Annotated in this window: 10 protein-coding genes and 1 pseudogene; 4 read left to right on the top strand and 7 right to left on the bottom strand. The window is 71.7% G+C overall.

Going from position 1 to position 11850, the window contains the following annotated elements; all coding sequences use genetic code 11:
- Positions 1-19: 19 nt before the first annotated feature.
- Positions 20-979, bottom strand: coding sequence for a DUF4349 domain-containing protein (locus ACFYWI_RS10650; protein ID WP_389228479.1), 960 nt, complete (start codon positions 977-979; stop codon positions 20-22).
- Positions 980-1107: 128 nt separating this feature from the next.
- Here ACFYWI_RS10650 and hemG point away from each other — a divergent pair, with 128 nt between their 5' ends.
- Both hemG and hemQ read left to right on the top strand, forming a co-directional pair.
- Positions 1108-2553, top strand: a complete 1446-nt coding sequence (gene hemG, locus ACFYWI_RS10645) for a protoporphyrinogen oxidase (RefSeq protein WP_389228476.1) — start codon at positions 1108-1110, stop codon at positions 2551-2553.
- A gap of 4 nt (positions 2554-2557) precedes the next feature.
- Positions 2558-3271, top strand: coding sequence for a hydrogen peroxide-dependent heme synthase (gene hemQ / locus ACFYWI_RS10640; RefSeq protein WP_389228473.1), 714 nt, complete (start codon positions 2558-2560; stop codon positions 3269-3271).
- 65 nt (positions 3272-3336) lie between these two features.
- On the opposite strand, the gene ACFYWI_RS10635 is transcribed toward hemQ, so the two are convergent.
- From ACFYWI_RS10635 to ACFYWI_RS10610, 6 genes are all read right to left on the bottom strand, one after another.
- Entirely contained in the window at positions 3337-4938 is a 1602-nt protein-coding gene (locus ACFYWI_RS10635) for an alpha/beta hydrolase (protein ID WP_389229241.1), read from the bottom strand.
- A 115-nt stretch (positions 4939-5053) separates the two neighbouring features.
- Complete coding sequence (locus ACFYWI_RS10630) at positions 5054-5881, bottom strand: TIGR04222 domain-containing membrane protein (protein WP_389228470.1); 828 nt, start codon at positions 5879-5881, stop codon at positions 5054-5056.
- Between the two features lie 130 nt (positions 5882-6011).
- A complete protein-coding gene (locus ACFYWI_RS10625) occupies positions 6012-6989 on the bottom strand; it encodes a TIGR04222 domain-containing membrane protein (RefSeq protein ID WP_389228467.1) in 978 nt (325 codons plus the stop codon).
- A gap of 5 nt (positions 6990-6994) precedes the next feature.
- Positions 6995-8545: a DUF692 domain-containing protein gene (locus tag ACFYWI_RS10620; protein ID WP_389228464.1), complete on the bottom strand. Its 1551-nt coding sequence runs from the start codon at positions 8543-8545 to the stop codon at positions 6995-6997.
- Between the two features lie 125 nt (positions 8546-8670).
- Entirely contained in the window at positions 8671-9453 is a 783-nt protein-coding gene (locus ACFYWI_RS10615) for a DUF4142 domain-containing protein (protein ID WP_389228461.1), read from the bottom strand.
- A gap of 110 nt (positions 9454-9563) precedes the next feature.
- Positions 9564-10289 carry a peptidyl-tRNA hydrolase gene (locus tag ACFYWI_RS10610; RefSeq protein WP_389228458.1) on the bottom strand — a complete coding sequence of 242 codons (726 nt, stop codon included), beginning with the start codon at positions 10287-10289 and terminating at the stop codon, positions 9564-9566.
- 72 nt (positions 10290-10361) lie between these two features.
- Between ACFYWI_RS10610 and ACFYWI_RS10605 the strand changes: the two genes are divergently transcribed.
- Positions 10362-11039 (top strand): AIM24 family protein, encoded by a 678-nt coding sequence (locus ACFYWI_RS10605; protein ID WP_389228455.1) that lies wholly within the window; start codon positions 10362-10364, stop codon positions 11037-11039.
- An 11-nt stretch (positions 11040-11050) separates the two neighbouring features.
- Positions 11051-11423: pseudogene (locus ACFYWI_RS10600) on the top strand (ATP-binding cassette domain-containing protein); the annotation flags it as partial.
- Positions 11424-11850: the final 427 nt, after the last annotated feature.

Raw genomic sequence — 11850 nt, 5'->3', positions numbered from 1 at the left:
GCTACGGGGGAGCGCGCGTTCAGTCCTGGTCGGTGCCAGGTGCGGGCGCGGCCGCGGGTACGGACACGGCCGCGGCGACCGGGCGCTTCGGGAGCCGGCGGCGCACCAGCCACCGCCACAGTGCGTACAGCAGCGCCCCGACCGCGGCGAACGGGGCCACCGCACCGATCGCCACCGTGATCCACCGCAGTGTCGCCACGAGCGCACCCCAGCCGCCCGCCAGCGCGTCGAGGAAGCCGGGGTCGTCATCCTGCTTCCCGCTCTCCTCCCTCTCGGTCTCGGAGAGCGAGAGAGTGATCGTCGCCAGCGTCGTACGGTCCTTCAGCGCCGCCTGCTGGGCCAGCAGCGACTCCAAGGCCGCCTGACGGCTGCTCAGCTGGCCCTCCAGCGTGACCACGTCGGACAGCTTCGTGGCCCGCTCCATCAGTTCCCGCACCCGGGTCACACTCGCCCGCTGCGTCGCGATCCGGCTCTCCACGTCCACGACCTGATCCGTGACATCCTTGGCGTCGGCCTTGCGGGACTGCAGCTTGCCCGCTCCGGCCAACTCGGCCAGCACCGAGTCGTAGTGCTCCTGCGGAACCCGCAGCACGACGCGCGAGGACACGTGGGTGTCGTCGAGCCGCTCCGTGGTCTCGTTCTCGACCCGGCCGCCGGCCCGCTCCGCGGTCCTGCGCGCCGCGGCCAGCGCCTTGGGGGCGTCCTTGACCTCCACATCGAGCTCGGCTGTGCGGATGATGTGGGCCGGTGCGAGGGACGGCTGCTGCGGCGTCCCGCCCCGGCCGGCGCCGCTGTCGGCCGGCTTCCCGGCGGCCGCCTCGTCGCCCCCGTACCCGGCGCCGCCCTTCGCGTCCCCGGGTGCGCGCTCGGCCGCGCCGCCCGCGTTCTGTGCATCGGTCGATGAATCGGACCCGGCGCACCCGGCGAGGGTGAGCGAGGTGAGGAGTAGCAGTGCCGCCAACGCACGTGGTGCACGCATGTCCGGCCCCCCGGGATAGGTGACGAATGATGCCGGTTCGACGTGCGAGGACGCGCTGAGGGTTGCCCGAATCCGGTTCCGAAGCGGTCACGGTCGGGACTCGGTACGGGATTTGAGAGCATGGACCCATGCAGCGTTCTCTCCACCGCATGGACACACCTGCGCGTCATGTGGTCGTCATCGGCGGCGGCATCGCCGGTCTCGCCGCCGCGCACCGCCTTCTCGCGTCCGGCGCACGGGTCACCCTCCTCGAGGCCACCGACCGCCTCGGCGGCAAGCTGCAGGCCGGCGAGATCGAGGGCGCTCCCGTGGACCTCGGCGCGGAGTCGATGCTGGCGCGCCGTCCCGAGGGGGTCGAGCTGGCCCGTGCCGTCGGCCTCGGCGACCGGCTGCAGCCTCCCGCCGTCGCCGCGGCCACGGTCTGGACGCGCGACGCACTGCGTCCGATGCCCAAGGGCCATGTGATGGGTGTGCCTGGCACCGCCCAGGCACTCGCGGGACTGCTCTCGGCCGAGGGCATCGCCCGGATCGAACGGGAACGCGACCTCGCCCCCGCCGAGATCGGCGACGACGTGGCGGTGGGCGTCCATGTCGCCGAACGCCTCGGCCGTGAGGTGGTCGACCGGCTGGTGGAGCCGCTGCTCGGAGGGGTGTACGCGGGTGACGCGTACCGCATCTCGATGCGCGCCGCCGTCCCCCAGCTCTTCGAGGCGGCCAGGACCCATGCCTCACTGCTGGAGGGCGTACGCGAGATCCAGGCCAGGGCGGCGGCCGGGCAGCAGGTCGCGGGCCCAGTCTTCATGGGCATCGACGGCGGCATGGGCCGTCTGCCGGGAGCCGTCGCCGAAGCCGTCCGCGCGCAGGGCGGCGAGATCCGCACCGAGACCCCTGTCCTCGGCGTGACCCGCGACGCCGCAGGCTGGCGGATCCGCACCGACCGGACGCGCCTCACCGCCGACGGCGTGGTCCTCGCCACCCCCGCATGGTCCGCGTCCGCGCTGCTCGCGGCCGAGTCCCCGGCGGCCGCCGCCGAACTCGGCCGGGTCGAGTACGCCTCCATGGCACTGGTCACCATGGCCTTCCGGCGCAGGGACCTCGCCAGGATGCCCGCCGGCAGCGGGTTCCTCGTCCCGCCCGTCGACGGCCGGGCCATCAAGGCGTCCACCTTCTCCAGCAACAAGTGGAGCTGGGTCGGTGACGGCGCGGGCGACCTGTTCCTGCTGCGTACCTCGATCGGCCGCTACGGTGAGGAGGAGGCACTCGAACGCGAGGACGTCGAGCTCGTGGACGTGTCGCTGGCCGACCTCGGCGAGGCGATCGGACTCTCGGCCGAACCCGTGGCCACCGAGGTCACCCGCTGGACCGGCGGCCTGCCGCAGTACCCGGTCGGGCATCTGAGCCGGGTCGCCCGTATCCGCGAGGAGGTCGCCAAGCTGCCCGGACTGCGGGTGTGCGGCGCGGCGTACGACGGTGTCGGCATCCCCGCCTGCATCGCCGGCGGGCAGCGCGCGGCGGACGAGATTCTCGCCACGCCGACCCTGGCGCAGGGCACTGATCGCGACGCGGGAGAATAGCTGTATGAGTGCGCCCGAAAAGATCCCGAACGCAGGCAAGAAGGCCAAGGACCTCAACGAGGTCATCCGGTACACGCTGTGGTCCGTCTTCAAGTTGCGCGATGTGCTCCCCGAGGACCGCTCCGGGTACGCGGAAGAGGTCCAGGAGCTGTTCGACCAGCTCGCCGCCAAGGACGTGACCGTGCGCGGCACCTACGACGTCTCCGGGCTGCGCGCCGACGCCGACGTCATGATCTGGTGGCATGCCGAGACCGCGGACGAGCTCCAGGAGGCGTACAACCGCTTCCGGCGCACCCGTCTGGGCCGCGCGCTCGAGCCGGTCTGGTCGAACATGGCGCTGCACCGGCCCGCCGAATTCAACAAGTCGCACATCCCGGCCTTCCTGGCCGACGAGACGCCGCGCAACTACGTCAGCGTCTACCCCTTCGTGCGCTCCTACGACTGGTACCTGCTGCCCGACGAGGACCGTCGCCGCATGCTGGCGGACCACGGCAAGATGGCCCGCGGCTACCCGGACGTGCGCGCGAACACCGTCGCCTCGTTCTCGCTCGGTGACTACGAGTGGATCCTGGCCTTCGAGGCCGACGAGCTGTACCGGATCGTCGACCTGATGCGGCACCTGCGCGCCTCCGAGGCCCGCATGCACGTCCGCGAGGAGATCCCGTTCTACACGGGCCGACGCAGGTCGGTCGCGGAACTGGTCACCGGGCTCGCCTGAGCCTGCGCGAGACCTTGCGGCCGGGGCGTGGACCACGACCCCGGCCGCGACTTTGACCCGGAAGATCAGACGGCGTTCGGCAGCTTCGGCTGTGCCGCCCGCCGGTCCAGCGACACCGGGTCCGGCTCCGGGTGCGGCGCGCACGCAGCGCGCCGCACCGGTGTCTCGCCCGTCAGCAGATAGTTCTCCATGTAAGCGTTCACGCAACTGTTGCTGCCGCCGCCGATGCCGTGCGTACCCGCGTCCTTCTCCGTGATCAGCACGGATCCGCGCAGCCGCCGCTGCAGCTCCAGCGCCCCGTCGTACGGCGTCGCCGCGTCCCGCTCCGCCGCCAGGATCAGCGTCGGCGGCAGCTCCCCGTACGTGGTGCGCACATCCAGCACCTCCTGCCGGGGCTCGGGCCAGAAGGCGCACGGCAGATTCATCCAGACGTTGTCCCAGGTCTCGAACGGAGCGAGCTGCGCCAGCAGGGTGTTGTCGCGGTCCCAGATGTTCCAGTCCGTCGGCCACGGCGCGTCGTTGCACTCGACGGCCGTGTACACGGCGTTGCCGTTCTCCGCCTCCCGCGCGCCCTCCGGCCTCGGCGCGGCCTGCGCGATCAGCGGCTTCGGGTTGCCCGCGAGATACTCCGACAGCGCGCCGGCCCGCTTCGGCCAGTAGTCGTCGTAGTACCCGGCTCCCAGGAACGCGGCGTGCAGCTGACCGGGGCCGACCTTGCCGCCGGCCGGCTTGTGCGCGAGACGGGCCCGCACGGTCTCGTAACTGCGCGCGACCGCCTCGGACGTGGCACCGAGCTGATAGGTCTTGTGGTGCTTGGCGACCCAGGTGCGGAAGTCGGCCCACCGGCTCTCGAAGGCGCGCGACTGTTCGAGGTTGTTGCGGTACCAGACCTGCCGTGGATCGGGGTTGACCGCCGAGTCGAAGACCATGCGGCGCACATGGGACGGGAACAGCGTCGCGTACAGCGCTCCGAAATAGGTCCCGTACGAGGCGCCGATGAACGTCAGCCGCTTCTCGCCGAGCGCCGCCCTCAGCACATCGAGGTCTCGGGCGTTGTTCAGCGACGTGTAATGGCGCAGCGTCGCACCGGAATTGCGGGCACAGCCCAGGGCATACGCCTTCGCCTGCGCGATGCGTTCCTTCTTGTACGAGGGGGAGGGGTGCGTCGGGGCCAGGCTGGGCGCCTTGATGAAGTCCTCCGGGTCCTGGCAGGACAGCGGAGCGGAGCGGCCGACGCCGCGTGGCGCATAGCCCACGATGTCGTAGGCCTTGGCGATCCGCCCCCACTCCGGCAGTTCGGCAGCCATCGGGAAGTACATGCTGGAGGCGCCCGGGCCGCCGGGGTTGTAGACGAGGGCGCCCTGCCGTTCGGCCGCCTTGCCGCTCGCCTTCACCCGGCTGACGGTCAGTGTGATCCGACGGCCCGACGGGTCCGCGTAGTCGAGCGGGACCTCGACGGTGCCGCACTGGATCGGCGCGGGCAGCATCTCCGCCTTGGGGCAGCGCCCGAAGGTGATACCGGCCTCGGCAGCGCGCTCGGCAGCCAGGGCGGTGCCGTGGAACGCGGCGGAGTCGGTGGTGGCACCGCCGGCCGGGGCAACGGTGAGAGCGATCAGGATCACGGAACTGAGACCCGTCGCGGCCCCGTATTTCGCAACTCCTCGCATCGCTGTTCGCATCGGCGTTCCCTTCGTGCGCACGGCGGCGGCCGGAAGGCCACAGGACAAAGGGATCCTTGGCAGAGCAAACGACGTTGTAAAGCACCGAAATGGGGTGTCGGTGTCAAGAACTCCGATGCGCTGACGCCGAACGGCCCTCGGTGAGGGCCGCGCGCAACTCCGGATCATCCAGGGCGCGCACTCCGTGGACGGCGACCTCGGCCAGCAGCGCGTGCTCGGCGTCGCCGCCCACGTGGCTCTCTTCGTATCCGTCACTCGCATTGCCGGTGCCGGCCGCCGGGGAGAGCGAGCCGAGCAGGCGCTGACCGTCCGGCGAAGCCCAGCGGGTGTACGGGCGCACCTCGATCCGCGCGATTGCCAGACAGCCGGCCACCAGCATGAGCGGAAGCGCGAACCAGGCGAGCACCCGGCCCGTGTCGGCCTGGTCCAGAGGGGCCGTCAGCAGGGCCGCGGCGGCCAGCGCCACGGTTGCCGCACCGGCGGCCTGGACGCCCCGCACCGCGGAGACCATCCGCGATCTGGCGGCGTCGGGGACGGCCAGACCGGCCCCGACGAGCCGGTCGGCGAGCGCCCGCACCGCGTCGGCCGCGGACGCGGCCGTGCGTACCGCCGCTATCCGCGCCTGTCCCGCCGGGCCTATCGCGCCGATGACCGAGCGCTCCAACTCGTCCTCGCCCTCCGGGTCGACGACCGTGGCCCAGCCCGTGTGCGCCAGCAGCAGCCTGCGCCTGCGGTGCATCGAGACCAGGGTGAGGTCGGTGACCCGGTACGGACCGCCGGCCAGGAAAGCGGCCTCGTACAGGCTCAACTCCCGCTGGTCGCCCACGTCCTCGAGCGAGGGGACGGCGGTCTCGGCGGCGGCGACACACAGGCGGATGCAGCTCAGGCCCGTCACGGCCCAGGCGACCAGCAGGAAAAGGACCCAGAACATGGCCGAGTTGTACGCGAGGAGTGCTCGAGTGCGCCATGAGCTGTTCCACATGAGGACACAGCGTTATGGCTTCGTGACGCTCTCCGCAGCTCCTTCCCTGTCTCCCGTATCGGCCGCCTCTGCCGCACCGTCAGGAACTACTGCTGCTGCTGCCACCACAGCTGGAACTGGAGGAGCTTCCGCAGCTGGACCCGGACGAGCCCCCACAGCTCGACCCGCTGCCGCTGCTGGATCCGCAGCTGGAGCTGCCACAGCTCGAGCCGGAACCCGAACCGGCGCACCACACGGGGTCGCCGTACGAGGACGAGCTGCCGGCGTCGTACGAGGAGTCGTACGACGAAGAGCGGTTCCGGCGGCGGCCCGCCATGGCCGCCGCCGTCAACTGTGTCCTCAGATCGGTGTCGGGCAGGGCAAGCACCCCGTGCGCGGCGACCAGAGAGGCGGCGTCGTACGTCTGCGCGTGCGCTGCCTGGTACGAGCGCAGGACACTGCGCCCCGCAGGGGTGACGCGGCGCCGGGCCCGGGCCGCCATGACGGAGCCGGCCACGATGCCGGGAAGCAGCGCGGGCAGCACCAGCACGATGAACGGCGGCCCCCCCTCGCCGAGATCGGTGCTGACGAACTCGATGACGGTCAGCGCGAACGAGACGGGCAGGCCGAGCATGCACACGATCGTCTGGGCCAGGCCCCATGCGGCCAGGCCGCCGTTGTGGCCAGGAGGCATCATCAGCCCGCGCGCGGCGAGACCGTCCCCGATCTCCTGCACGGCGGGGCTGCGCATCACCTCGCGCCGCAAGGGGTGCAGCGCACCGTGAGGGGCGGCGGCCAGCGTGTCGAACACCGCGCGTTCCACGGGGTCCTGGGCAACGGGACGCAGCACCGTGGCGATCCCGGGCCCTCCGACGGCCAGCCGTCCGTCCGCATGCAGTGCGGCGAGCGCGGCGTCCACGACCCTGGCGGGGCCGCCCCCGAGGAACGCGGCTTCGTAGACGTGGTGGATACGGGAGTCACCCGCGGCTCCGGCGGGCCGGGCGGCGGACACCTTGATGATGAGCAGGGCGGAGGAGAGCCCCACCGCGAGATAGACGATCACTGCGAGAACGGACATCCCGCTCACCTCCTGACAAGTGCGGCTCGGGCGGCACGGACCAGACGAGCGGTCCTGCGCGGCGGGTGTGGTGCGGCGCGCTCCTGCCACCAGCGGGTGAGCCGGCGGCGGGCGCCGATGTCGTCCGGGCGGCCGGCGGCCAGCAGATGCTCGGCGAAGTCGAGCGCGTCACGCCGGTAACCGGCACGCATGGGCCGCGCCTTGGCATAGGCGAGAAACGCGGCGCGGTACCCCGTGCCCAGGATCTCGGGCAATTCGGGCGCGACCTTGCCGACGACATCGGCCCGCTTGCCGGCCAGTGCCCGGGCCTGCACCCGCAGCCGTCGCGGATCGAACCCCTCGGGCGCGGGTGTACCGGCGACAAGAGCGGACAACAGCGCGGCCTGCGCGAGGGCAACCCGTTCCCGTGCGGCGGGCGTCGCCACCGGGACGGGCTGCCGCGCGGCGCCGGGTGCCCTGCTGCCCGCGGTCGCGTCGGCTTCCCCGGCCGGGACCGACGGCCGTGCTTCGGCGCGGGTACGACCGGTCCTTGCCGGTGTGGCGGGCGCGTCGGCGGCCGGCCCGGGCGCCGGGGTACCGGTGATGCGGTCCGGTTGTGCCACGGCCGGCTCCCGAACTGCGGTCCGTGCCCCTGCGGTGGTGGCGCACCCCCGGCTCGCGGCCGGTGCCTGCGCCGGAGCGTCGTCCTCCCGCGCGGCGCCCGCCGCGGCCGAGGACGACGCCAGGAACGGCTGCCGCTCGGCGGACAGCGTCGTGCGGATCGTGGTCAGTTCCGCTTCGAGCTCCGCAGCGGGCGGGAAGTCGTCGTCCCGTTCCAGCAGGACGCCCGGTGGGCGCACCCGCCTGCGCAGGTCCGACAGGATGTCCAGGACCGGCTGGGTCACCGGGTGGGCGTGGGTGTCGTGCCAGACGCCGTCGCGTTCGACGCCGCCCGCGACATGGACGTAAGCGATGGCCTCGACCGGAAGCTCGTCGAGGGCCTTCGACGGGTCCTCGCCGCGGTTGACGTGGTTGGTGTGGAGATTGGCCACATCGATCAGCAGCCGTACCCCCGTCCGCTCCACCAGCTCCGCGAGGAACTGGCCCTCGGTGAGCTGCTCGTCCGGCCAGGAGATCAGCGCCGCGATGTTCTCCAGCGCCAGCGGCACAGGCAGTGAGTCCTGCGCGATGCGCACGTTCTCGCAGAGCACCTTCAGCGCGTCCCAGGTGCGGGGCACCGGCAGCAGATGACCCGCCTCCAGCGCCGGTGAGGCCGTCAGCGCGCCGCCGGCCCGGACGAACGCGATGTGCTCGGTGACCAGTGGCGCGTCCAGCGCCGTGGCCCGCTCGGCGAGGTCGGCGAGCCGCTGCCCCGAGGGCCGGTCCGCGCCGCCGAGGCCCAGTGAGACCCCGTGCGGCACGATGCGGACCCCACGCGAGCGCAACCGCGCCAGCGAGGCGGGCAGATGACCGGGGCAGACGTTCTCCGCGACGACCTCGACCCAGTCGACGCCCGGCAGCCGTTCCACCGTGTCCGCGATCTCGGGCCGCCAGCCGATTCCTGTGCCGAGTTCCATGGAGTCCCCCTCCTCTGCGCCCGACGTGATGACGTGCGGTGCAGGGGTCATGGCCCCGCCGGACGCCGGTGAATCCAGAGGAGGGGACGTTCAGAGCTTCATTTGAGGTTCCGGGCGGTCCCGTCCTACCCGCCGGTCTGCGGGTCCGGTGCCTCCGGACGGTTCGTGTTGACCGTGCCCGGGGCCACGGGAGACGGCTTGGACGTGAGCGACTGGTTCGCGGACGGCTCCGCGGGCTGCGGCGCCGGCGGCAGGCTGCCGTTCGGCGGCGGCGGGCCCGTGGGGCTGGCCGTCGCGCCCCCGGCGGCCTCGTTGGCTATGGCGTCGAAGTCGACCATCCCGGTGTTCTCCAGCATGGTGATGTGGTCGAGGACCGTGACGTTCGCGTCGCTCGCCAGCTGACGTATCAGCGTGTTCCGGGTGGTGTGCCGAACCTGCGCGACCAGGGCGAAGACCTTGCCGTGCGCGTTGCGCAGCAGGTTGGCGAACTTGTACTCGTACTCCCGGCCGCTCGCCGCCGACAGCTCCTTCAGCCACCCCTGCTGCTGCTCGGTCGGCTGGTTGGGCAGCTCCACGCCGAGCTTCGCCGCCACGTCGCGCGACCGCTTGTCGAGGTCGGCGTGGCCGACGATCAGGTGGTCACCCGCGTCCCTGATCGCCTTCGTCGGCGCCCGCTCGAGCGCCTGCTGTCCCGCGGGCAGCTCCCAGAGCCCCGCCAGCCGGACCTTCACCAGGAAATCGCGGTCGGTGGCCGACAGCGGTCCCCACTGGGTCGCCACGCTCGAGGCGTTGAGATTGTCCTGCCCGGTGCCGGAACGGTCGGCGTAGGACCACACAGGGAAGGCGAGTGCGCCGACCGTGACGACCAGAGCCGCGATGATGAGTGCTGTTCCGTTGATGCGCCGCAACAAAGTGCCTCCAGAGCCGATGCCGTTCCACGGCAACCAACCGCCGAATGGAAATCGCCGCACAAACTACTTGGCGGTACGGAGAAGTACGTAACGCGGGGGGCCGGTGTTCAGCCCCGCAGCGACGGATGGTCCGCGACCACCGTGCAGGAGCCCGGAGTGATCTCCGTGAAGCCCGCGTCGCGCACCACCGGCAGGCCACTGACCGTGAGTGGCCGCCAGTGTGCCTCGCCGGCCGTACGTACCGACAGGGGGTACCCGGCCTCCCGCCACGCCTTGCGCTCCGCGTCCGAAAGCTCCCACCAGGCGAGCTGCGCACCGTGCCCGGCCTGCGCCATCGCCTTGCCCGCCGACATCGCCACCTCGGGGCTCAGCCACAGCACGGGTCCTGCGAGGTCGGGGGACGCCGGCGGCTCGGGATCGTCCAGTTCGGTGCCGGACACCTGAAGTTTGGCCAGTTCTTTCGGCCAGCCGTCGAGCGGGACCGGCGGAAAGACCCTTACCTGCGCATGTGTTCCCGTCACCGTGATGCCCGGCAGCGCAGAGGCCTTGCGCCACTCCGCGCCGCGCGCCCGCCGCACCACCTTGCGGATCCGGGCGTCCTGCCAGTCCCGCATGGACTGCGCCCACTCGCCGTCGCCCTCGGACCGCTCGTCTCCGAGGATGGCGAGCACCGCCCGGGCAGCGGTCTCCAGCGCGTCGGTACGGGCCGGGGGGTCGGCCTTCTCGATGCGTACGACGAGCGGCAGGACGAACTGCGGGGCCTCGTCGCGCGAGGTGCTCTCGTGCCGGAAGGGGCTGTCAGGGCTGTCGGTGCGGGGTTCTTCGCTGCTCACGCGGTTCAGTCTGCCAGCCGCCGTGACGGGCAGTGTTGGCGGAACGTATGCCTCCGGGCGACGATGCCCGGCATGAAGAGTGACCTTTTCTCCACGGAGAACATGGCGCAGCAGGCGACCGTGCCCGGAATGACCCTGCAGAACGCCAAGTCGATCAAGTACGCGGTCAACGGCGAGATGCACGCGCGGCAGGGCTCGATGATCGCCTTCCGCGGCAATCTGCAGTTCGAGCGCAAGGGCCAGGGCATCGGCGGCATGCTCAAGCGCGCCGTCACCGGCGAGGGCCTGCCGCTGATGGCGGTGCGCGGCCAGGGGGAGGCATGGTTCGCCCACGAGGCGGCCAACTGTTTCATCGTCGACATCGATCAGGGCGACACGCTCACCATCAACGGCCGCAACGTGCTCTGCTTCGACGCGACCCTCTCGTACGAGATCAAGACCGTGAAGGGCGCCGGTATGACCGGCGGTGGCATCTTCAACAGCGTCTTCACCGGATACGGAAAGCTCGGCGTCATCTGCGAGGGCAATCCCCTCGTCATACCCGTCACGGCGCAGCAGCCGGTGTTCGTCGACACGGACGCGGTCGTCGGCTGGAGCGCCCAGCTGCACACCTCGCTGCACCGCTCGCAGTCCATCGGCTCGATGATCCGCGGCGGTTCCGGCGAGGCGGTCCAGCTGAAGCTGGAGGGCGAGGGCTTCGTCATCGTGCGGCCCAGCGAGCTCACCCCGCAGAAGGCGGGCCAGAACTGAACTCCCGGCCGCTGACGCTTCGCCAGGTGGGCCGCCGCTACGGTCTCGGCGGGCCCTGGATCCTGCGCGGCATCGATCTCGAGGTGGAGCCGCGCACCCTGGTGCGTATCGAGGGGACGAAGGGCAGCGGCAGGTCGACCCTGCTGCGGATGCTCGCCGGTATCGGCGCGCCCACCGCGGGCCGGATCGGCGGCCGGCCACGTACGGCATACGTCCCCGAGCGCTTCCCCGCCGCGCTGTCCTTCACGGCGACGTGGCCATCTGACGCATCTCGGGCGTTTCCACGGCCTTGGCCTGCGCACCGCCGAGTGGCTGGAACGGTTGTGGGCGGCGGGCCATGCCCGCATCCCGCTCGCCGAACTGTCCAAGGGAACCACCCGGAAGGGCGGGGAGAGGGCGGGTTGGAGTCGTACGCAACGGACAACGGCAGGGGGTGGGCGAATGGACGGGCATGAGCCGTACTGCGCGGCGCCTGACACCGAGCCTGCCGCAGCCCACGTCCCGGCCGCCGACGGTCCCTTCGCCGAATGCGTGCTGTGCCGCAGGCCGACCGAATACCCGGATTCGGTCAAGGGTGCACCTCTGTGTCCTGTGTGCGCATGGCATGAGGGCCAGCGGTCCGCCTGTTCCGGCTAGGCATCCACCGTCCGGAGCACCCGGCCCCGGCGCGGTTGTCTGCAGCTGCGGTGGCCAATCTGCCCGGATGCGAAGTGGGGGAGCCGGCAGCGACAGCAGTGACGGGTGCGCCGACGGGCCCGGCGAATGACCCGCGGCCAACCCCGCGGGCGGAGCGTTGCAGACGGTCAGCCCG

Source organism: Streptomyces sp. NPDC002889 (assembly GCF_042888425.1).
Lineage (GTDB): Bacteria > Actinomycetota > Actinomycetes > Streptomycetales > Streptomycetaceae > Streptomyces.
Note: the sequence above shows the minus strand (reverse complement) of the source record. Positions and strands in the feature narration are given on the sequence as shown.

Coding starts and splice junctions, on each gene's coding strand:
- ACFYWI_RS10650 (WP_389228479.1), bottom strand. CDS start 979: ATGCGTGCACCACGTGCGTTGGCGGCACTGCTACTCCTCACCTCGCTC.
- hemG (WP_389228476.1), top strand. CDS start 1,108: ATGCAGCGTTCTCTCCACCGCATGGACACACCTGCGCGTCATGTGGTC.
- hemQ (WP_389228473.1), top strand. CDS start 2,558: ATGAGTGCGCCCGAAAAGATCCCGAACGCAGGCAAGAAGGCCAAGGAC.
- ACFYWI_RS10635 (WP_389229241.1), bottom strand. CDS start 4,938: ATGCGAGGAGTTGCGAAATACGGGGCCGCGACGGGTCTCAGTTCCGTG.
- ACFYWI_RS10630 (WP_389228470.1), bottom strand. CDS start 5,881: ATGTTCTGGGTCCTTTTCCTGCTGGTCGCCTGGGCCGTGACGGGCCTG.
- ACFYWI_RS10625 (WP_389228467.1), bottom strand. CDS start 6,989: ATGTCCGTTCTCGCAGTGATCGTCTATCTCGCGGTGGGGCTCTCCTCC.
- ACFYWI_RS10620 (WP_389228464.1), bottom strand. CDS start 8,545: ATGGAACTCGGCACAGGAATCGGCTGGCGGCCCGAGATCGCGGACACG.
- ACFYWI_RS10605 (WP_389228455.1), top strand. CDS start 10,362: ATGAAGAGTGACCTTTTCTCCACGGAGAACATGGCGCAGCAGGCGACC.